Source organism: Candidatus Palauibacter soopunensis, from assembly GCF_947581735.1.
In the GTDB taxonomy this organism is placed as follows: domain Bacteria; phylum Gemmatimonadota; class Gemmatimonadetes; order Palauibacterales; family Palauibacteraceae; genus Palauibacter; species Palauibacter soopunensis.
On record NZ_CANPVT010000002.1, the window covers coordinates 1 to 22116 of the forward strand.

16 protein-coding genes are annotated in these 22116 nt (G+C 67.2%); 6 read left to right on the top strand and 10 right to left on the bottom strand.

Going from position 1 to position 22116, the window contains the following annotated elements:
* Positions 1 to 465: 465 nt before the first annotated feature.
* A complete protein-coding gene (locus tag RN901_RS00340) occupies positions 466 to 774 on the bottom strand; it encodes a hypothetical protein (protein ID WP_310754677.1) in 309 nt (102 codons plus the stop codon).
* A gap of 67 nt (positions 775 to 841) precedes the next feature.
* Between RN901_RS00340 and RN901_RS00345 the strand changes: the two genes are divergently transcribed.
* The 3 genes from RN901_RS00345 to RN901_RS00355 all read left to right on the top strand — a co-directional run bounded on the left by RN901_RS00345 (position 842) and on the right by RN901_RS00355 (position 6151).
* Positions 842 to 1342 carry a hypothetical protein gene (locus RN901_RS00345; protein WP_310754678.1) on the top strand — a complete coding sequence of 167 codons (501 nt, stop codon included), beginning with the start codon at positions 842 to 844 and terminating at the stop codon, positions 1340 to 1342.
* A gap of 738 nt (positions 1343 to 2080) precedes the next feature.
* Positions 2081 to 3325, top strand: coding sequence for a DUF3883 domain-containing protein (locus tag RN901_RS00350; RefSeq protein WP_310754680.1), 1245 nt, complete (start codon positions 2081 to 2083; stop codon positions 3323 to 3325).
* A 132-nt stretch (positions 3326 to 3457) separates the two neighbouring features.
* Positions 3458 to 6151: a DNA methyltransferase gene (locus tag RN901_RS00355; protein ID WP_310754682.1), complete on the top strand. Its 2694-nt coding sequence runs from the start codon at positions 3458 to 3460 to the stop codon at positions 6149 to 6151.
* A 359-nt stretch (positions 6152 to 6510) separates the two neighbouring features.
* On the opposite strand, the gene RN901_RS00360 is transcribed toward RN901_RS00355, so the two are convergent.
* The gene (locus tag RN901_RS00360; RefSeq protein ID WP_310754683.1) at positions 6511 to 7227 is read right to left on the bottom strand and encodes an Ig-like domain-containing protein; all 717 of its coding nucleotides are present in this window, start codon (positions 7225 to 7227) and stop codon (positions 6511 to 6513) included.
* A gap of 3 nt (positions 7228 to 7230) precedes the next feature.
* Complete coding sequence (locus RN901_RS00365; RefSeq protein ID WP_310754684.1) at positions 7231 to 8469, bottom strand: PQQ-dependent sugar dehydrogenase; 1239 nt, start codon at positions 8467 to 8469, stop codon at positions 7231 to 7233.
* Positions 8470 to 8551: 82 nt separating this feature from the next.
* On the opposite strand from RN901_RS00365, the gene RN901_RS00370 reads away from it, so the two are divergent.
* Entirely contained in the window at positions 8552 to 9841 is a 1290-nt protein-coding gene (locus RN901_RS00370; RefSeq protein ID WP_310754686.1) for an amidohydrolase family protein, read from the top strand.
* A 28-nt stretch (positions 9842 to 9869) separates the two neighbouring features.
* On the top strand, positions 9870 to 10463 hold the full coding sequence (locus RN901_RS00375; RefSeq protein ID WP_310754687.1) for a GNAT family protein: 594 nt from the start codon (positions 9870 to 9872) through the stop codon (positions 10461 to 10463).
* Positions 10464 to 10493: 30 nt separating this feature from the next.
* Here the strand turns inward: RN901_RS00375 and RN901_RS00380 are convergent, their stop codons facing one another.
* From RN901_RS00380 to RN901_RS00405, 6 genes are all read right to left on the bottom strand, one after another.
* Entirely contained in the window at positions 10494 to 11102 is a 609-nt protein-coding gene (locus RN901_RS00380) for a DUF2911 domain-containing protein (RefSeq protein ID WP_310754688.1), read from the bottom strand.
* Positions 11103 to 11135: 33 nt separating this feature from the next.
* Complete coding sequence (locus RN901_RS00385) at positions 11136 to 12191, bottom strand: carboxypeptidase-like regulatory domain-containing protein (protein ID WP_310754690.1); 1056 nt, start codon at positions 12189 to 12191, stop codon at positions 11136 to 11138.
* Positions 12192 to 12361: 170 nt separating this feature from the next.
* Positions 12362 to 13333: a carboxypeptidase regulatory-like domain-containing protein gene (locus RN901_RS00390; RefSeq protein ID WP_310754691.1), complete on the bottom strand. Its 972-nt coding sequence runs from the start codon at positions 13331 to 13333 to the stop codon at positions 12362 to 12364.
* Between the two features lie 204 nt (positions 13334 to 13537).
* Positions 13538 to 14893, bottom strand: a complete 1356-nt coding sequence (locus RN901_RS00395) for a Na+/H+ antiporter NhaC family protein (protein ID WP_345782341.1) — start codon at positions 14891 to 14893, stop codon at positions 13538 to 13540.
* A 60-nt stretch (positions 14894 to 14953) separates the two neighbouring features.
* A complete protein-coding gene (locus tag RN901_RS00400) occupies positions 14954 to 15811 on the bottom strand; it encodes an MOSC domain-containing protein (protein ID WP_310754693.1) in 858 nt (285 codons plus the stop codon).
* Positions 15808 to 17082, bottom strand: coding sequence for a hypothetical protein (locus tag RN901_RS00405; RefSeq protein WP_310754695.1), 1275 nt, complete (start codon positions 17080 to 17082; stop codon positions 15808 to 15810). Before RN901_RS00405 ends, RN901_RS00400 begins: the two co-directional genes overlap by 4 nt.
* 140 nt (positions 17083 to 17222) lie before the next feature.
* On the opposite strand from RN901_RS00405, the gene RN901_RS00410 reads away from it, so the two are divergent.
* Positions 17223 to 19877 carry a M14 family zinc carboxypeptidase gene (locus tag RN901_RS00410; protein WP_310754697.1) on the top strand — a complete coding sequence of 885 codons (2655 nt, stop codon included), beginning with the start codon at positions 17223 to 17225 and terminating at the stop codon, positions 19875 to 19877.
* Between the two features lie 46 nt (positions 19878 to 19923).
* Here RN901_RS00410 and RN901_RS00415 read toward each other — a convergent pair whose 3' ends face one another.
* Entirely contained in the window at positions 19924 to 21993 is a 2070-nt protein-coding gene (locus RN901_RS00415; RefSeq protein ID WP_310754698.1) for a S9 family peptidase, read from the bottom strand.
* Between the last annotated feature and the right edge of the window lie 123 nt (positions 21994 to 22116).

The window sequence follows — 22116 nt, forward strand, 5'->3', positions numbered from 1 at the left end:
GGGCGAACACCCACAGGACGGCGGCCGAGGCCGTCTCGGTGATCGCCCACCTCGTGTCCTTCGAGCACTCGCTGCTCCGTGTCGCCCGCATCGACGAGGACGGCGACGATGCTCGTTAAGTTCCTGCCCCACGGGAAGGGCTCGGCTAGGGCGGCGGTCAAGTACCTCGTCGGCGAGTTGGACGCCGAGGGACGGGAGCGCGAGGGCGTCGAAGTGTGGCGCGGGAACCCGGACATGGTGGCCGCCGTGGCCGACTCGCTCGACTTCGAGCGCAAATACAGGTCGGCCGTGATCGCGTGGGCACCGGAGGACCGGCCGACCGACGAACAGATCGAAGCCGTCCTCGACGAGTTCGAGAAGACGGCGTGGGCGGGACTGGAGCCGGACCGCTACTCGTGGACGGCGGTTCTGCACCGCGAGCGCGGAGGCGGCGTCCACGTCCACATTCTGGCCGCGCAGTGCGACCTACAGACGGGCCGCAGCTTGAACATCGCGCCCCCCGGCTGGGAGAAGACCTTCGCCCCGCTTCGCGACGCCTTCAACCACGAGCACGGCTGGAGCCGACCGGACGACCCGGCGCGGGCCAGGGCGCAGCGGCCGGGCCACGTGGCCTACATCGAGGCGTCGAAGCTGCGGGCCGGGCTCGAACACGAGGCGGACCCGCGCACGCTGATCCGCGACTACCTCGTGCAGCGCGTCGAGCACGGCGCGGTCAAGGACCGAGCCGACGTGGTCTCCGCGCTGGAGGACGTTGGCCTCGACGTGACCCGCCAAGGCAAGGACTACATCACCGCCCGCGATCCCGACAGCGGGAAGCGGTGGCGGCTGAGAGGAGAACTGTATGAACGAGACTTCGAGCCCGGGCGACTTGACCTCCCGGCTGAGGAGCAGGCTGGAGGCCGACCGGAGGCGAATCGAGGACGAAGCCGCGCGCGAGCTCGCGCGGCTCGGCGAGAACTTGAGCGCAATCGCAAGCGGCGCGCTGCGTTCCATCGAGGCCGATACGGTCGAGGCGACCGGGCGGATGCGCGAGTTGCTGATGAAGGCCTGGCTCCGGCCGCTGGTGGTCGGCATGAGCCTCTTCCTCGGTATCTGCTTCGGAAGCTTGGGGACGATGCACTGGCTGTCGAGGAGCATCCACGACCGGATCGAGACCTTGGACGAGCTGGACACGCGGACCGGGTGGGCGCGCGCGATGCTGGCCGAGATCGAGGAGACGACCTGGGGCGTCGAGTTGCTGGAGAGCAGCGGGGACCGGTACGTGTCGCTGCCGGCCGGCACGACGGTCCGTCCGGCGTTCACGATGGACGGGCGGCCCTACTTGAAGCTGTCGAGGGAGTGAGGAGGGAGCTGCGTGACCGATTTGGAGCGGCGGCTGACGGCCGCATTGGAAAGATTGTCCGGGCAGTACGAAACGGAACAGCGGTGGCACTCCGGGCAGATCGGAGCGTTGCGAGAACAGGTCGAAGCCTTGCAGCGGCAAGTCGAGCGGCTGAGCGCGCGGGTGACGGACTTGACCGGATACTCCGGGACGTACGGCGCAGGGCCAGGGAGCAGGTGGAGATGACGAGGCAACTGCTGGAAAGGATACGGCGGCCGGGGCCGGACCGGGACTCCGGGCCGAGCCGGTGAGGGTCGAGTGGCGTATCGGTTGGGTTGAAATCGGAAGCCCTGCATCCTCCTCAAGGCCGGTAGCCTTCCCTTGTACGATGCCTCCAGCGAACGTATTCGTTCCGTGACACTACCTACACTCCCTGCACGCCGGATCGGCCACGATGGCCCATGAGAACCAGAAGAAGACTCTCGGTGCGATGGCACTGTACTGCTTGTCCCCCCTGATTCAGCGCTCCAAGTGGGGCCGGATTCGGTGGGACGGCTTCGTTCGCATGGTCTCCTCGAGCAGTGGGGCTACGTGTCGGCGCCGCGTACTGCCGGATTCGGCCGCCACAGTGCATCCCAGGCACCATGGGTATTGGGAACGGCGGATGCCGACGCGACCGTTCGATCACGTCCGAACTACTCGGTTGGGCTGCCAAGCTGGGGTTGCAAGGTGAGTCTACACAACGTCCGGCGGTTGCTCGTGAAACGCCTTGACGAAGCGGATCGCGGAGACCGTGGCTGGTTCATCATCACGAGAGTCCACGTTTCCCTCTCGTGGCTGGAGAGCATTGCCGGATACCTCGCGAACCGGGCTGGGCGTGGTATCGTTGAGTTGACCTACGGCGACTACCAGCGATTGGCGAGAATCGTCGATATCGACAGCGACGACCCAGGGCGTCAGTTGCGTCGTCATCATCTTCTCGCTATGGACAAGCCCCTGCGACTCCTGCGCCGAGTGGAGGGCAATAGATGGCGGCGGATCCAGCTCACCGAGCGTGGCCATGACCTGGCCAATTCGGACGACCCGTCAGCCGTGGTTGAAGATGCGCTCGCCGCAATGCGATTCGCGGTCGAGCCTTGGTCGCCGCCTCAGCGCGTCAGGGAATACAGCGAGTTCGACGTGCCGGTGTACGAGATAGCACGACAGTTGCTTGCGACCTGCGACGGTTACATCGACCGGGACGAGTTCGACCTTTTCGTATCCCGGATACGTACGGACGAGGAAGTGCCGTGGGCAGCCGAAGCTATCGGAGCGTACCGTGAGTTGACGAAACGGGAAAAGGACTCTCTGCACCGCAAAGTACGGAACCGTATGCCGGGGGCCAAGCAGTATTCGAATTGGCGTGATATCGGGCTGCACACATTCTCCCTCTTTTCCCTTGGGACGAGCATGGTGCGTCAGGATACCCGATTGCTGTTGACGACGGCGTGGGTCCAAGAGCGAGCCGCATATCGCCCGGCCGACGGAAGGGCCGCGTCAGCCGGGCCTCCGCCGAGAGGATCTTCACCGCCGCTCTTACGGATGCCTACGCCACCGGAGGTCGAAGGTTTACTCGAACCCCCTACCGCGCCGGTTGGGAATGATGGCGCAGATGCCGAGAGCTTCGTTGCTAAGGTTCTGAGGTCACAGGGATGGCAGGTCGCGTTCTATACTAATCGGCGTGGCTATGGCTTCGACCTCTGGGCGCGCCGGAAAGATCGGGCCATGTTGGTCGAGGTGAAGAGCAGCCTCGGCGATCTGGATGCCGTGAGTCTCACGTCGACCGAGTATCGGGCGGCTCGTCAGCACGGCGACAGCTACTTCCTGGCGCTCGTCGAGCACGTTGCCAGCGCGTCCCCCAAGCTTCGGATCATTCAGAATCCGGCCGCGAAGCTCGCAGTCCAGAAGCAGAGCGCCACCAGCTACGTCATCTACCGTGCGGAGTGGCTACGACTCACGCGCTGACGCCCGCCTGTCCCTGCGCGGCGTGTCTCGTCCCCCGGAACTCCGGGATCCCCTTGCCGGGACGGGGCGAAGTATCTACCATAGGTATGGTAGTTGCTTCGGGCCTTCTTGTCCGCTCTAGGAAAGGAAAGAATGGGACAGTCATTCAAGAACGTGTACTTCCGCGATTACCCAGAGACGCCGTCGTCTGGCCGGTCTAGTCTCACGCTCGCCTTCGGGCCTCGTGATCAAGATGTCTTCCGAGCTGTGAAGCACCTGACAAGTGACGCGCTACGCTCGGCGCTCGGCCAGGAGAGCTTCCTGTCACTTCGGAGCGACGCCAAACGACACGGTAGGTCGGTCAACGCCTTCTGCATCCACATGCTGCGAAATCAGCTCCGAGCAAGCCGGGACTCCGCGAATCTGCATCTGCCGGGATTCGGGACTGCGAATCCACTAACTCTTGACCCCATCCAAGCAACGTTCGTTGGAGGCCGCGATCAACCTCTGCACGAATGGTATCCGTACCTTGAGGGATACTCCCCAGCCTTCGTTGAGGCTGTAATCGAGAACTACTGCCCCAATGCGACCAGCGTATTCGATCCATTTGCTGGCACGGGCACGACCCCGCTCACAGCTTCACGTCTTGGGAAGAAAGCGTGTTTTGGCGAGATCAACCCCGTCCTTCAGTTCGTCATCGCTGCCAAGGTGCTCGCCCTCCGTTTGCGTAGCCGTGACCGAGTCCGTCTCACACACTCGCTTCTGGTGCTGGCTGACGTTCTCGACAAGAGACTCGATGATTCCTCGCCGGATGCGCAATTGCGTCGTACCCATGATTCGGTGTTTGGCGCCAGTGTGTTCTTCGATCCCGAAGTCTTCGAGGACGTGCTGCGATACCGGACTCTGATCGACGCCATCGGTCGCGAGGATCCGCTCGTGGGACGCTTCCTTACGGTAGCTGTACTGAGATCGCTAATCCCCGCGTCCCGGCTGATTCGGCGAGGGGATCTGCGATTCAGGACGGATGCCGAAATGGCGGGCTTCCAGCCAGATATACGTGGCGCGACAAGAACGGCCTTGAGGAGAATCGCGCAGGACACTCAGGTGTCATCACGAATCGACGAAACACCGACCTTGCTTCTGGAGAACGCCAAACGCTTACACCTGATTCCCGATGTGTCTTTCGCGTCTGTTGTCACGAGCCCACCGTACTTGAATGGGACCAACTACTTTAGGAATACGAAAGTCGAACTCTGGTTCCTCAGATGCCTTGGAAGTCGTGACGATCTCGCCCGCCTCCGATACTCCTCCCTCACATGTGGGATCAACGATGTAACCGTTCGCAAGCCAATCGGACGCCTGCCATCGTCGGCCGAGCGGGTTGTGAGCCGGCTGGAGGAAGTCGCTTATGATACGAGGATCCCTCGTATGGTGGCGTGCTTCGCTTCGGAGATGAGGTCAATACTCCACGCGGTAGCTGATCGGATGCAGGAAGATGGTACCATCGTTATCGATATTGGGGACTCTGCGTACGCAGGCGTGCATGTGCCGACAGACATGTTCATCGAGGAGTCTCTCGATTCAGCCGGCTTCGAGCTCCGTGACCAAGTAGTACTCCGCCGCCGCTTTTCTCGCAGTCAGATTAGATTGGCCCAGAAGCTACTCGTATTCGCTCCCAAATCGACGTTCGCTTCGAGACCGCCAAGTTCACAGACACCGCCCAGGAATTGGTCGGCCGCTTGGACAGCTTTCAAGGATACGCTCCCTCATCAGCAGGGAGAGTTTGCTAAACGCAATTGGGGACACCCTCTTCATTCTCTTTGTTCGTATCAGGGAAAGATGAAGCCATCGCTGGCCGCGCATCTTGTTCGGACGTTTACTTCGCCGGGCGACCGAATCGTGGACCCCTTTTCCGGCGTGGGCACGATACCATTCGAAGCCGCATTGCATGGCGTCACTGCGTGGGGATTCGATATCAGCCCGCCAGCGGTTCATATCGCAGCCGGTAAGATCGGGAATTGGACTCTTGCGGAATGCGACGAGACGGTACAGCGACTCAGAGACTGTTTGAAGGACCGTGACGTTCGTAGCGAAGACATGGAATCGGCGCAGTCCATTCGTTTCAACGGCGACCTTACCTCTTATTTCCATGAGGAGACACTGAGAGAGATACTCGTCGCGCGTCGGTTTTTTCTCGCTCATCCACCGAGCAGCGCCGCCGAGTCACTCGTATTGGCTTGTCTGCTGCACATCCTTCACGGTAATCGCCCGTATGCGCTCAGCCGAAGATCGCATCCGATCACACCCTTCGCCCCAACCGGTGACACGTTCTATCGGCCGCTCATGCCAAGGCTCGTAGACAAGCTGAACCGGAGTACGAGGGTAGAGGTGGAGGACGGGTTTGCCCACGGATACTCGCTGTTCCAAGATGCGACAGGGTGGTGGCCCTCGGAAGTGGACTCACTGGATGCAGTAATCACCTCGCCGCCATTCTTCAGTAGCACTCGCTTCTATCTCGGGAACTGGATGCGGTTGTGGTTCTGCGGTTGGGAGCGGAGGGACTTTCAAGATCGTCCGGCAGCGTTCGTGGAAAAGCGCCAGAAGGGCGGGTTCGATGTCTACCGACCGATGCTGCGGCAGGCACGAGAACGGCTGCGATCGGGGGGTGTTGTGGTACTACACCTCGGAGCCAGCAAGAAGTGCGATATGGCAAAGGAGCTTGCGCGGGTCGCCAAGAGGTGGTTCCGAGTCGTTGATACCTACTCGGAGTGTGTGTCCCACTGCGAGAGCCACGGCATTCGCGACAAGGGGACCGTATCGAGCCATCAATACCTAGTGCTTCAATAGGGGCCAGCCGCCGGTTGGGGCGCTGACGGTTATAGCGCGGCGTGACCTGCCCGCAGTGCGGAAGCGCGAACGAAGCCTACCGGGACTCTCGTGGCCGAAACAGACCTCAAATCACTCGGCGGCGGGGGGAACGAGATTCTACACTGGAGGCCGAACCACCCACCAACCGGAGAACCACTGGCATGTAATGCCGCTCCTCGCCTCCGCGCGCATGGGAGGTGTGAGGGTGAGACGCTTCGGCTGCTGCTTGCCCACGGCTTGGTCGAACAAATTTGCGTCCACAGAGATCCGGCGCGGTCGATTAAGATTCGCGTTCAGAACCGCATATCAGAAGTGATACACAAACACCTGGACATTGGCTAACACGTTGTAAGGCCATCATATACATGAAGTGCTCGCGGTTCGGGCGGGATCGAGCCCGTGAGGTCGTTGGACCACAGTTCGAGAATCCGGAGTTCGGACAGCTGGCCGATGATCGGAGGGATCGAGCCGGCCAGCGCGTTGTCGTGGAGGTACAACTCCGTGAGCGTGGGGAGGTGGCCGATCACGAGCGGGATCGGCCCCTCGAGACCGTTCTCGCCGAGTTGCAGCTTCGTGACGCGGCCGGCGGCGTCGACTTCGACTCCGTACCAGTCCGCGAGCGGCGCGTCGCTGAGCCAGTTGCCCGCGTTCCTCCACCCCGTGCCGTTCGTCGTCTCGTACAGGGCCGTGAGGACGACCCGGTCCGTGGCTTCGTTGTCGACGTTCACGACCGCCGTCCCCGAGGCGGCGCCCGCCGTCGCCGTCACCGTCGTCTCCCCGCTCCCGACGGCCGTTACGAGCCCCGTCGCGTCGACCGTCGCGGTGGAAGGGTCACCGGACCGCCAGCTCACCGCGACCGCGGACATCGGGCGGTCGTCCTGGTCGCGGACGGTCGCCGTGAGATGGAAACTGACGCCCCGCCACAGCGTCACGGTGGACGGCGCAATCGAGATCGACGTCGGTACGGGGAGCGCGGGCGCCGCCGGATCGTCTCCGCAGGCCAGGAGAGCGAGGAGAAAGACGGGGGACGCGCGAAACCCGCCGACGCTCCGCATGGGCTACCGCCGGCCGGCGGGCACCAGGCGCACGATGCCGGTCGCGGGGCCGTCCACGTCCCGCGTCTCCCCGTCGATCGCGAGGTAGATGAACCCGTCCGGTCCCTGGCGCACGTCCCGGATGCGGCCGATCCCCTCCAGCAGCGTCTCCTCGTGCGCCACCTCCCGGCCGTCCAACCGCAGCCGCGCGAGGCGTCGCCCGCTGAGACCGCCGACGAGCATGTCGCCGCGCCACTCGGGGAACGCGTCGCCCGTGTAGAAGAGCATCCCGGAGACGCCTATGGAGGGAACCCAGATGTGCTCCGGCGGCTCCATCTCCTCCATCAGGGTCCCCGAGTGGATGCGCGCGCCGGTTCGGTAGTTCACGCCGTACCCGACGACGGGCCAGCCGTAGTTGAGCCCCGGCTCGATGAGGTTCAGCTCATCGCCGCCCTGCGGGCCGTGCTCGTTCTGCCACAGCTCTCCCGTCTCCGGATGGACCGCCATCCCCTGCGCGTTGCGGTGGCCCCACGTCCAGATCTCGGGGTGGATCTCCTCCCGGTCCACGAACGGATTGTCCGCGGGGACGCGACCGTCGTCGTGGAGTCGGATCGTGCTGCCGTTGTGGTTGGCCAGATTCTGCGCGGGGTGCGCCTCCAGTTCGCCCGCCGGGGGCCACTGCCGGTCGCCCAGCGTCATGAACAGGTAGCCGTCGTGGTCGAAGACGAGGCGCCCGCCCCACATCGAACTGCGCTCCGTCCCGTTCCCCGGCGCGTCCGCGTGGAACAGCTCCTCGACGTCGCTCAACCGGTCGTTCTCGAACCGGCCGCGGGCGATCGCGATCGTGCCCAGCGAATCGGGGCCCGGCTTCACGTAACTCAGATAGAGGAGCCGGTTCGTCTTGAAATCCGGGTGCAGGATCGCGTCGCGCAGGCCCGCCTGCTCGAAGCCGGCCATGGAGCGGGCGCCGCGTCCGAGCGCTCGGATCGGCGGCAGGCCCTCCACGGAATCCGGGAGCAGCGTGCCGTCGCGGATGATGCGGAGCCGGCCGGGGCGTTCCGTCACGAGGAGGTCGCCCTCGGGCGTGAAGGCGAGCGAGAACGGGCGCACGAGTCCGTCCGCCACCTCTTCGACCCGGAAGTCGTGCAGCGCGGTCCGGACGACGTCGCCTTCGTCGCCCGCCGGGTCTCCACCGCCGGGGGCGCACGCGGCGACGGTCAGGAGCGATACGACGAGTAAACGGGAGCAGCGGGGATGGCTCATCCGGGGATCGTCCGTCCGTGTCAGGGGAGTCATTCGGCCTCTATACTTATGCCGTCCCACAGGAGCCTGACAGGAGGTAGACATGCTTCGCGCCCATGCGGTCACATCGATCCCCGCCGTTCGTCCCGCCGTCCTCGCGATCGCCGCCGTCCTGGTGGCCGGTTGCGCGACCGATGGAGGCGAAGGGGGCGCCGGCGTGACGGCGTTCGAGGGCGCCACGGTCCTCACGGGCGACGGCTCCGTGATCTCGTCCGCCGTCTTCCTCGTCCAGGATGGCCAGTTCGCCGCCGTCGGGGCGAGCGGTGACGTCGAGGTGCCGGACGGCGCGGAACGGGTGGACCTCGGCGGCAAGACGGTCATGCCCGCGATCGTGAACGCGCACCTCCACCTCTCCTCCGAGCGCGATGAGCGGATCGAACAGCTCCGGCACATGGCGTATTACGGGGCGGGGGCCGTCGTGAGCCTCGGGACGGAGACCGGCGGCATCGGGATCGAGATGCGCGACGAAGTCATCCCGGACGCGGCCCGCGCGAAGACGGCCGACCGCGGGATCACGATGCCGGAGCCCGGCCGCTCGGAGGCCCCCTACTGGATCGAGACGGAGGAGGAGGGACGGGACGCGGTCCGGGAACTGGCGGAGCGGCAGGCTGACATCATCAAGATCTGGGTGGACGACCGCGGAGGGCGGTACGAGCAACTCCCCCCGGAACTCTACGGCGCGATCATCGATGAAGCGCACGGGCACGGTCTCATGGTGACGGCCCACGTCTTCTATCTGGAGGACGCCAAGGAGCTGCTGCGCGCGGGCGTGGACGTGTTCGCGCACGGCGTGCGCGACCTCGACGCGGACGACGAACTCATGGCACTGTGGGCCGAGCGCCCGGAGGTCGTCCTTGTCCCCAACCTTCCCGGGCCGGGGGTGGCGCTCGACCTGAGTTGGCTGGCCGGCACCGTGCCGGCGGACCAGTTGGCGGAGATGCAGGCGGCCTCCGTGGACAACCCCGCCGCGCGGGAGTCCTTCGGGATCCAGGCGCGGAACCTGGCCCGCTTCGCCGAGGCCGGCATCCGGATCTCCTTCGGCACCGACGGCAACGCGGCCTGGGCCGTGCACCAGGAGATGGAGGACATGGTCCGCTCCGGCATGACGCCGGGTGACGTCATCGTCGCGGCGACGAAGACGTCCGCCGAACTGATGAGCTGGGACGACCTCGGCGAGATCGCGGCCGGCAAGAGCGCCGACTTCATCGTGATGGACGCGAACCCGCTCGACGACATCACGAACACGCGCCGGATCGACGCCGTCTATCTGCGGGGAGACATGGTCGATCGCGACGGGATCAGCGCCCACATGCTCGGGGGCGGGACGGAGTGACCGCCCACCGCCGTTCCGGCACGCGCCGATGATCGAACTTCGGCCCGTGACCCTCGAGGGACACGGCGTCCGGCTGGAACCCATGGGCCTGGAGCACGCCGCCGCGCTCGCCGAGGCCGCCGCGGACGGGGAGTTGTGGAACCTCTTCTTCACCTTCGTCCCGGCCCCGGACGAAGTGACCGACTACATCGAGACGGCGCTCGAGGGCCAGACCGCCGGCCACATGCTGCCGTGGGTCGTCCGGCTCGCGGACACCGGCGCGGTGATCGGCTCCACCCGCTACCACGACATCCTGCCGCACGTCGACCGGGTGGAGATCGGCTACACCTGGTACAGCGCGAGCCACCAGCGAACGCACGTCAACACGGCGTGCAAGATCCTCCTCATGACGCACGCCTTCGAGACGGCGGGATGTGGAGTGGTGGGACTGCGCACGGACGGGATGAACCTGCGCTCCCAGCGGGCCATCGAGGCGCTCGGCGCAAAGAAGGACGGTGTCCTGCGCAATCACTCCCTGCGCCGCGACGGGAGCGTGCGCGACGACGTGATGTACTCCGTCCTCCTCCACGAATGGCCCGCCATCAAGCGGCACCTCGAAACCCGCCTCTGGCGCCACCGCTGACCGGGACGCCAAAGGCGGGGATGTGGGATCCTACATGCCGAGGGGGATATCGACCTGGGTGTTCTCCCACGAGAAGCGGAGCGCGCCGTCCACCTGCTCGAAGGTCATCATCTCCACCATGCCGGCGGTTGCCGAGGGCGTCGCCATGAAACTGCCCACCTCGGTGCTCTGGACGACGGCGTCGATCGGGATCCCCCAGCGGTCGTACTCCGAGTTCACGTGGAACTCCCATTCCGTCTCGCCGGGCGTGGCGTACAGCGAGTAGCTGCCGGGCCCGAGCGCGACGCCGCCGACCGTGGCGGCGGCCGAGAGGTGGAGCGCCGTCGCTTCGTTCGCACCGAGGCGCCAGACCTCCCCGTAAGGGACGAGCTCGCCCATGACCACGCGCTCGCGGGCCGACGGCGCGCCGTAGCAGAGGAGACCTTCACCCCCGTCGTACGAGAAGCTCAGCTCCTGGAGCGGGCTCGCCCGGCCTTCCACATCGCCCATGACGACGCAGGCCAGCCCCGCGTCCGCCATTTCGTCCATGGCTTCGGCCGTCTCCGCCATCTCCGCCATCTCCGCCTCGCCGGCCTCGGATCCTCCGCCGCATCCCGCGACCAGAAGAACGGCGAGGTACCACGCGCTGCTTCGCTTCATCTCGTCACCTCCAATTGTTCGGTTTTTCGGACGTCATTTCGTCCAGACCGCGACGAGGCCGCAGCGGGAAGGCGGGAACTCCGCCGGACCCGACGACAGCCCCTTGTATATCTCGATGCCCGCGATCTCGTTCGGCCTCACCACGTCGTCCAGTGGGATCCCCCTCGTCGGCAGACCGTCGACATAGAAGCTCAGCGAACAGGCGCCCGCGACTCCCGACGAATACCGCGTGTTCACCAGCCTGCAGTCGGTACGCCGGGCGTTGCACTGAAGCCGGATTCCCGACTCGTCGGCGATCATGTGCGAGATTTCGACCGGCCGGCGGCGATCGATGTCCTCCGCCGTGTAGAAGGTGCCCGTGCCGACGAGTTCGCTCCAGTGCCTGCGCTCGTAGAAGCCCTTGACCTCCAGTCGGCGAGACCGCGTCACGGTCGCTACGATCGGCTCCATCTCCACGGGCGCCGGGACCATGCCGATCTCCACGTCCGTGGTGAGGCCGGGCGAGACCTGGAGCACATAGGACAGCGGAGCGTACCCGATGTGACGCACGTTGAGTTCCTGCATGCCGACCGGAACGCCGCTGAGGACGAAGCGCCCCCGGCGGTCGGTCTCGGCCACCCGCAGACGGTCGGGAACGGAGACCGTGGCGGCCACCACCGGATCATCCGTGATGGCATCGCGCACATGACCCATCAGCCTCCCGGTTCTGATCCGCCCCGAGCGCTGCATGAGCGTGATGTCGTGGGACATTCCGGCGACGATGACGACGACCGTTTCTTCGCTCGAGAAGTTCCCGTACTCCGACCAGAGGGTGGCCTGCGTCGCGTCCCGCGGAGCGCAGAGGACGAGGCGTCCGTCGGCACCGACAACTTCGCGCACCGGCCTTCTCGCGCGCTCGGTCTCCGTCCACCGCACGACCACCACCGCGTTGGGGACCGGAGCCGAGCCGTCGTCGTCGACGATACGGATCCGCAAGCTCGCGCGGTCCCCGCAATCCGACTCCTGGGCCGAGAGAACTCCGGCGCCTCCGGCCAGCCCCCAAGCCGCAGCGAGGCTCCAGGCGAACTGCCGCGCCGCCAACCGTGCCACCGACCTGGGATCAGAACTCGCGAATCTCCGCATCTCCCCTCAAGACTGGGATACGGACCCCGCGGCATCAAGCGAGGAAGAGGAACCCTCCGAACACGGTCGACGGGAGCACGATCATCGTGAGGACTCCGACCGTAGTGTTGTCGAGGCCGAGCGGCCGGGTACCCGAGCTACTTCGTCCAGATTGCGACGACCCCGCACTGGGAGGCGGATCCGCCGAACTCTGCCGCGAGGGACGAAGCGCTCACGTATATTTCGACGCCCGCGATATCGTGCGGCCGTACCAGATCGTCGATGGACTCCCCCATTCGTCCACCGAGAGCCCTGACCGGCGTGCCATCGAGATAGAACTTTACCGGGCATCCCCCCAGCATCCGCGAAGATGCTCTTATGTTCACCAACTGGCAGCTGCCTCGTCGAAGGCGGCAGTTTTGCAGTCGGATCCCCGGCTCGTCGGCGATCATGTGCGAGATGAATATCGGCCGGCGCCGCTCGATGTCAGCCTCCGTAAGGAAGGTCGCCCCGCCGATGAGTTCACCCCAGTACTTGCGCTCGTAGAAGCCCTTGATCTCCAGTCGGCGCGATCTCATCGCCGTGGCCACGATCGGTTCCATCTCCATGGGCTGCGGAGCCATCCCGATCTCGACCTCCGTCGTGACTCCGCGTAACACCGCCACGGTATGATCAAGGGGAGCGTAACCGAGGCGCCGTACAGCCAGTTCATGCACACCGACCGGAACGCCACTCAGAATGAAAACGCCCCGCCGGTTGGTCTCAGCCACGGCCGCACCGCCCACGACAGAGATCGCCGCTGCCACGACCGGCCTATTGGTCAGAGCGTCTCGCACCTCACCGATCAGGCGTCCCGTCCTCACCGACCCTGAACGGAGCCTGAGCTCCACTTCATGCAACACTCCCCGCGCTATGCTGACCACGGCCTCCTCGCTCGATGCATCCGCGAACTCTGCCCATAGCGTGGCCCGGCGAGCGTCGGGCGGAGCACAAAGCACAAGGCCACCATCGGACCCCACGTCCTGGCGCACCGGTCTTCGCACCTGATCCGTCTCGGTCCAGCGAAGAATCACGGTGGCGGTCGGAATCGGAATCGCACCAGCCTCATCCATGACCACCACGCGCAGCACGGCGCGATCGCCGCAGGCCGGTTCCTGAGCGGCCAGCCCCGGAGTACTCGTTGCGAGCGCAAGGACGGCCGCGATCGCCCACGCGAGGGGCCGAACTCGAGTCTGCACTCCGCGATCCGATAGCCTCATGCCCACCTCACGATAGAAGATCCGATTGCTGGCAAGACGACCGGGACGACGGATGGGTCACGGCGCGTAATGAGATCAAGCCAACACGAGAAAGCCGGCGGCGGCCAGTCCCGCGGCGAAGAGGGCGTAGGGGAGTTGCGTCAGGGCGTGCTCGACGACGCCGCAGCCGCTGCCGCGGGCTGCGAGGACGGTCGAGTCGCCGTAGAAGCAGGTGTGGCTGCCGAAGGCGCTGGCGGAGATGAGGGCGCCGATCACGAGGGGCATTTGCGCCCCCACCGAATCGGCGAGCGGGAGCACGATCGGGACGGCCACGGCGAAGATGCCCCAGAACGACGCGGTGGCGAAGGCGACGAGCGACATCGTGAGGAAGGTGATGGCGGGGAGCAGTTGCGGCGTCATCAGGGGTTCGACGGTCTCGATGAGGTAGGCGGTGAGGCCGAGTCCGTCGTTCACCTCCTTGAGGAGGAAGCCGCCGAACACGGTCGCCAGGGGGACGATCATCGTGAGCACGCCGGCCATGGTGGTGTCGAGCGCGGCGCGCACCGGGAGGAGCCTTGTGCCCACGACGATGGCGAGGGTGAGGCCGAGCGCCACGACGACGCCCTTGAGGATGTCGAGGTCGAGGATCCAGGTGGCGGCCACGAGGGTGACGACCGGGACGATGAAGTGCCACGGGCGCGCGCGCTCGGCGGCGCGCGGATCGGTCTCGCCTTCGAGCTTCGCCTCCTCCAGGCCCGGAGGCACCACTTGGCCCGTCTCCCGTGCGCGACGCTCGGCCTTGCGCATGGGGCCGACGGCGGGGACGAGGCCGGTTCCGACGAGGAGCGCCAGCGCCACCGCGAGCCACGCGTAGAGCATGAACGGGATCGCATCGATGTAGAGCGATAGGCCGCGGCCCGATGCCGCGCACCCCGTCTCCTCGAGCAGGCCGGAGAAGTAGGCGGCCCAGGTGGAGATCGGTACGAGGATGCACACGGGCGCGGCGGTGGAGTCCACGACGTAGGCGAGCATCTCGCGCGACACGCGGTGGCGGTCGGTGAACCGCTTCACGGAGGAGCTGACCGCGAGGACGTTCAGGTAGTCGTCGATGAAGACGGCGAGGCCGAGGAGCCACGTCGCGGCCAGCGAGCCGCCGCGCGTCCGGATGCGCGCCGACGCCGCGTCGCCGAAACGGGCCGCGGCGCCCACCCGGACGAGCAGCGTGATGAGGCTGCCGAAAAGCGCGCAGACGAGGATGATCCAGCCCACGGTCTCGTTCCGCATGACCGCGACCATGCCGTCCGTGAACGCGGTGAGCGGATCGCCGGGCGCGAGGATCACGAACCCGACGAGCGCCCCGATGATGAGGGATTCCACGGGCCGGCGCGTCCAGACCGCAACGGCGAGTACGACGGCCGTCGGTATCAGGCTTACGACGCCAAAATGCTCCAGCGGCCACTCCCTTCTCCGGAGGCGAGACTCGTGCCCCCGGCGGCGGTTCGGCGAACCGCCCTAGCCGAGGCGAACCTCGTCGCCGACTTGTACGGCGCCCGGCCCGGCCACCTCGCACTTCACGCCGACGTTCCCCTCGTTGTGGTCGAAGGCGGCGCGCAGCACCTGCGGATCCTTCGGGAGATCTCCCAGCGGGAGCGTGACCATGACGCAGCGCATGCAGGGCTTCGTCACCCGCAGGCGCGCCCCGCCGATGTCGAGTGTGCCGCCCACCCAGTCGTTCTCGACGAAGCCCCGCGCCCCCGCGACGGGTTCGATCACGAGGTTGGGCCGGAAGCGGCTCACATGGAAATCGCTCCCGGGGACGAGTCCCCGCAGGTGGTCGAGGCTCGTCGTCGTCAGGGCGTGGAGGCCGGAACTGTCGAAGAACGTCCCGGGCGGCAGTTCCCACTCCGTGATCTCGTCGCGGTACGTCCGCCCGTCCTGGACGAGTCCCTCCATGTCCGGCCAGTGGTACTCGCACGTCGACGTCCCCTCCGCCTCCGTAGCGAACGCGACCTCCCGGCCCAGAAGCGCGCTCAGGCGGGCCTCCAGCCGTTCGCGCCCCGCGCTCGACAGCGTCGTGCCGTCTTCGAACCGGACGTGGATCGACGCGGCCCCGTTCTCCCGCTCGAAGCTCGCGGAAAGGCCGTAGACGGCCCCCCACCGCCGTGGCCGCTTCGCGCTCACCACGCGCCCGGTCTCGCGATCCACCAGCGCGCCGGCCCGGTCGCCCTCCATCCCGCGCGGCATGATTCGGGCGGCCTCGAGGCGTTCTCCGCCCATCGACTTCACGGGGTAGCGGTACAGGCCCACGACGCGCCCCACCACCATGCCCCGAGTAGCCGCCGCTTCGTCCATGGCCGGGTGGGCGCTCACCGCACGAGTGACACGAGGTAGGCGAGGCCGGTCCCGCCGAGGAGGACGAGCCCCACCCAGCTCAGCGTGACCATGCCGCGGCCCGGCCGGTGCTCCGGCGGCACCGCCTCCGACGTCACGGCGCGGAGGTTGAAGTAGCCGAGGATGGGCGCGGTGAGGAACGCCACCGTCGTCGCGAAGTCCACCATCGCGGTGAGGCTGCCGGAGAAGCCGAGGAGGATGAAGAAGGCGACGACGGGGAGCGCGATCATGCTCCACCAGTAGACCCGTCCCACGCGGATCACCGTGTCCGCCGCGACGCGCCCCCGCAGGTTCGCCAGCGTGCGCTCGATCGCGCGCGGGAAGCCGTCCGTGACGGCGAGGAGGCTCGAGAAGATCGTCGCCAGCGCCGCCACGAGGACGATGGGGCGGGACCATGAGCCCAGGGTCGTGCTGTACATGTCGACGAGTTGCGTGGAGAACACGGCCCCCGCGCCGCTGAGCGTGACGTCCGCCTGATAGAGCACCGTGGCCCCGACCGACACGAAGATGAGGGCGAGGATGCCGGTGCCGACGAAGCCCACCAGGAAGTCGCGCTTCGCGTCCGCGACCGAGGTCCGCGCGCCCGTCGTCTTGTCCTTGGCGAGCGTCCACAGGCTGCTCCACACCGCGACGTCGACGGGCGAAGGCATCCACCCGATGAGGGCGAGGAGGAAGGCGAAGGGAACGACGGTGCCGACGACGTCGCCCGGCCACAGCGCCAGCGTCGAGAGGTCGGCGCGCGGCGCGGCCACGAGCGCGGTCGCCACGGTCGAGACGACGAGCATCGCGAGCAGGATCTTGATCGTGATGTCGAGGCCGCGGAAGCGCCCCACCGCGAGCACCGCCACGCAGGCGCCCATCAGCACGGCCCCCGTCGCCGCCAGCGGCCACTCCGCGCCGAACGCGTAGCGCGTGAGGAAGGCCATGAACATCGCCAACGCCGCCAGCGAGATGATCGCGGTCACGAGGGTGATGGCGAGAAAGAGCCACAGCGCCCAGCGGCCGATGTCGCGGTAGCCCTCGACCAGGCTCCGCCGCGTGGCCGCCGCGTAGCGCGCCCCGTACTCGAAGAACGGATACTTGAGGACGAGCGCGACGACGATCACGCCGACGAAGGCGAACCCCGCCTCCGCCCCCGCGCGCGTCGACTGCACGAGGTGGGAGACGCCGATGGAGGTCGCGGCCCAGATGAGACCGGGGCCGAAGCTCTTCCAGAAGCTGGAGCGGGAACGCGCGGCGGGTTCGTTCATGGGCTTCTCCGGCCGACCGTGGGTCGCGGGGGTGTGTGGAGCCTGACGATGCCCCTCCCCCGCCGGATGGTGCAACGCCGCGACGAACGTGCAATAGTGAGTCGCCGTCCGTCCAATCCTCGAACGCTGGAGAAGTCGCCGTGCTATCCACGCTCGCGCTCGCCGCGCTGATGCAGGCGCCCGCCGTGACGCAGGAACTCGCGCCCGGAACGCGCTATGACCCCGACATCCCGACGCTCGAAGAAGTGGCCGGACACGGCTTCCGCGACGTCGTCACGCCGCCGGACGACGTGATCCGCTACATGGAGGCGCTCGCCGCGGCGGCGCCGGAGCGGACGCATTTGATCCAATACGCGGAGAGCTGGGAGGGACGACCGCTCGTCGTCCTCGTCATCGGTTCGGCCGAGCGCATGGCGCGGCTCGAGGAAATCAAGGCCGGGATCGCGCGGCTCGCCGATCCCCGCGGCCTCTCCGACGAGGAGGCGGAGGCGCTGCTGGCCGAGCTTCCGGTCGTCACCGCGCTGATGCACGGGATTCACGGCGACGAGATCAGTTCGAGCGGCGCCGCGATGGCCGAAGCCTACCACCTGCTCGCGGCGACGGGGGACCCCGACGTCGATCTCATCCTCTCGGAGTCGCTCGTCCTCATCGATCCCATGGAGAACCCGGACGGGCGGAACCGCTTCGTGTACCAGAACTCCGTCGCGCACGCGCGCTGGCCGGACGAAGCCCGGGTCTCCGCCGAGCACGACCCGCCGTGGCCGGGCGGCCGCGGGAACCACTACCTGTTCGACCTCAACCGGGACCTCTTCATCCAGAGCCAGGTCGAGACCCGCGGGAAGGTGGACATCTTCCTCGAGTTCCGGCCCCACATCGTGGCGGACCTGCACGAGATGGGAGGGGACGCGACCTACTTCTTCCCGCCGACGGCGCCGCCCTCCAACCCCTGGTTCGGGGAGCGGCAGGTCGCGCTCATGGACGTGTTCGGGGAGGCGATCGCGGCGCGCTTCGACGAACGCGGGTTCGCGTACTTCAACCGGGAGGTGTACGACCTCTTCTATCCGGGCTACGTGGACATGTGGCCGATGGGCTACGGCGCGCTCGGGATGACGTACGAGCAGGCGAGCGCGGGGGGCCTCAAGCTGCGGCAGTCGGACGACGACCTGCTCACGTACGGCGACGGCGTGCTGCACCACTTCACGGCGGGGATCGAGACCGCGCTCACGTCTGCCCGGAACCGGGACCGGATCCTGCGCGACTACCTGGCGTACCTGCGCGAGGGGATCGCGCTCGGGGAGCGGGGGCCGGCCGAGATCGTGCTGCACTCGGCGCACGACCCGGGGATGGCGGAGCGGCTCGGCCTCATGCTCGTCGAGAACGGGATCGAGGTGTTTCGCGCCTCCGGTCCGGTGACGGCCGGCGACCGGACGCTGTCCGCGGGTTCGAGCTTCGTCGTGCCGCTCGACCAGCCCGGGCACCGCTTCATCCACAACCTGCTCGACGCGCACGTGCCGATGGAGGAGGAGTTCGTGCGGCGGCAGATCGAACGCCGCGCGAACCGGCAGCCGGACGAGATCTACGACCTGACCGCGTGGAGCCAGCCGTTCCTGTGGGACGTGGAGGCGATCGAGACGGCCGCGACGGGGGCTCGCGGCGCGGCGCTGACCGCGAGCGACGCGGCCGCGCGCCCGGAGGTGGCCGGGGACGCGGGCGGAGGCGACGGCGGGATCGAGCCCGCGGACCCGCTGCCCGAGGCGCTCGTCGGTTACCTGGTCCCGTGGGGCACGAACGGGGCCGCGGCGGTCGCCGAGGCGCTGCGCGAGGGCCTCCGGGTGCGGGCCGCCGGTGCGGAGTTCACGCTGGACGGCCGCCGCTTCGGCGTCGGCACCGCGATCCTCCGGGCGGCCGAGAACGGCGAGGATCTGCGCCAGCGCCTGGCCGGCATCGCCGCCCGGCACCGCGCCGAGGTCGTGCCCATCGGCGACGCATACGTGCGCGAGGGGATGTCGCTCGGCAGCCGCCGCGTCCGGGCGCTGCGCGAGCCGCGCGTGCTCCTCGTCTACGATGCCCCGGGCGGGAGCTATTCCGTGGGCTGGGCGCGCTACGTCCTCGAGCGGCGCTACGGCCAGCGCACGACGGCCGTGCGGGCATCCAGCCTCGGCCGGGCGCGGCTGGCCGACTACGACGTCATCGTCTTCCCGAGCGGCAACTACGGCGGCGCCGTGGGCGAAGGGCTGCGGGACCGCCTCCAGGCGTGGATGCGCGACGGCGGCACGCTCATCACGATGGCGGAGTCCTCGCGCTGGGCCGCGCGGACGGGACTCCTCGCCACCGAGGCCGAGCGCCGGGGCGGCCGCGCCGAGGGCGACGACCCGCCCGAGCCCGACACCCCCGAACAACCCATCGAATACCTCGATGCGATCTCGCCCGAAGACGAATCGCCGGAGGGCGTGCCCGGCGCGATCCTGCGCACGCTGTTCGACACGGAGCACTGGCTCGCCGCGGGCACGGATGGCGAGATCGGCGTCCTCGTCTCGGGCTCACGCGTCTTCCGTCCGATCACGCTCGACGAAGGCACGAACGTGGGACGCTACGCGGCGCTGGAGGATCTCGTCCTGAGCGGGATCGTGTGGGAGGAGTCGCGCCCACAACTCGCGAGCAAGGCTTTCCTCATCCACCAGCCGGTGGGAAGAGGACAACTGGTGGCCTTCGCCGAAGACCCGAACTACCGCGCCTATGCCGAGGCGACGCAGCTCCTGTTCATGAACGCCGTCCTCCTCGGCCCCGGCCGCTAGGCAGCGGGCCGGGGCGGTTGGCGCCCCGGCCCGTCATTGCTGCGGGTCAGGAACCGCCGGCGTCCGATACGGCGCGTGTGTCGCCGTCGTCGTGCGTCCCGAAGCGCTCGAACCAGCTGCGCAGGAAGAGCTGCGTGCGCAGGAAGTTCGACGGCGTGCTGCTCGTCCCGTGCCACTCGTTGCGGAAGCGAATCATCGCCGTCGGCACCCGCTCCATCTTGAGCGCCTGGTAGTACTCCTCCGTCTGCGGCATCGGCGTGCGCAGATCCATCTCCCCCGTCATGAGCATGGTCGGCGTCGTCACGTTGCCCACGTACATGAGCGGCGAGCGGCGCAGGTGCTCGGAGGGGTCGTCCCACGGGAAGTGCTCGAAGTTGCGGTACCAGCCGGGCCCGTCCGTCGTTCCCACAAACGAGAGCCAGTTCGTGACCGGGCAGTTCGCCGAAGCGGCCCGGAAGCGGTCCGTGTGGCCGACGACCCACGAGGTGAGCACGCCGCCGCCGGAGCAGCCGTACACGAACATGTTGTCCTCGTCGACGTATCCGCGCGCCACGACCTCGTCGACGCCCGCCATCAGGTCGTCGAAGTCCTGCGACGGATAGGCGTTCTTGATCGCGTTTCCGAAGTCCGTCCCGTACCCGGAGCTGCCGCGCGGGTTGGTGTACACGACGACGTAGCCGTTCGCGGCGTGCTCCTGCCAGCCGAAGTTGAACCCGGTGTTGTACATCCCGTGCGGTCCGCCGTGGATCGACAGGATGAGCGGGTACTTCTTCGACGGGTCGAAGTCGGGCGGCTTCACGATCCAGCCCTGGATGTCCCAGTCGTTCACCGACTTGTACCAGATCTCCTCGACCTCGCCGAGCGTGACCCCGGCCAGCACGTCGTCGTTCACGTGCGTGAGCTGCATGAGGTTGCCGCCATCGTCGAGATCGAATGAGATGACGTCGCCTGGGCCGTGCGGCGTGGTCAGCGTACCCACCGCATCCCCGTCGTCCGTGAAGGAGCTGAGGCTGAGAAGGTGATTGCCGGTCGTGACCTGCGTCACGCCCCCGTCGACCGACGCGAAGTGGAGGTGCCGCGTCCCTTCACGGTTCACGTTGAAGTAGACGCCGCTCCCGTCCGGGGCCCACATCAGCTGCGGGCTCCCCCGCAGGCCGCGGTCGAAGTCGCCCGAGATCTGCCGCACGCCCGAGCCGTCCGGGTTCATCAGGTAGATGTGGGAGTTCCGGTACGTGTCATCGTTCCAGGGCTGTCCCGAATAGGCGACGAGGCTGCCGTCGGGCGAGGGATAGGCGCCCCCGTCCGGCCCGCGCCGCGTCGTGAGCTGCCGGATTGCGCCCGAGGCGACGTTCACCGCGTAGATCTCGGACTCGCGCCAGTTGTACTCGGAGTCCTCCTCCCGCAGCGAGGAGAAGTAGATCTCGCTCCCGTCCGCGCTCCACTGGGGGTTGCCGTGGTTCCACATGCCGTCGGTGAGCTGGCGCGGCGTGCCGCCGTCGGCCGGGACCACGAAGACGTGGGAGTGGCCCTGGTCGACGTACCCGCGACGGTCCTGACGATAGTCCATCCGGGTGACGATCTTCGGGCCTTCCGTCCACTTCGCGCCGTCCGGGCGGCTCGGCAGGTCGATCGGCCAGCTCTCCTCGTCCTCAACGAGCATGCTGAACGCGATGTGCGTGCCATCCGGGGACCAGCGAAGGCTGCCGGGCGAGTGCTCCAGCCGCGTAATCTGGGTCGTCGCACCCTCGGCATCCATCCAGCGCACGAAGATCTGCGAGCCCTCCGGCTCGCCCGACGCCGTGAAGGCGATGCGCGTGCCGTCCGGCGACCAGATCGCGCCGGACCCGTCGATCAGCTCCCGTTTGCGGGTGCCGTCGGCGTTCATGATGTAGAGGGTGGACTCCCAGCGGTCGTTGATCTGGTCGATCCAGCCGCGCGTGTAGACCACGTGGCGGCCGTCCGGGGAGATCTGGGGATTGGAGACCCGTTCCCAATCCATGTACATGTCGAGGGAAAGGGACTTCATCCCGTTGCCGTTCTGGGCCGAGACCGGCGCCAGGCCGACGAAGAGGAGAAGAAGCAGGCTCGCTGAAGCGAAGCGGGCGGCGCGATACATGATGTCCTCCTGCCGAAAGCGGAATAGGCGCAGACTTGAAACGTACGCTGGACAACGCGGCCCGCGAAACCGCTACGGCTGGCGTGTCCGCCGGGGACCGACGCAGCTTGAATGCAGCTTGGA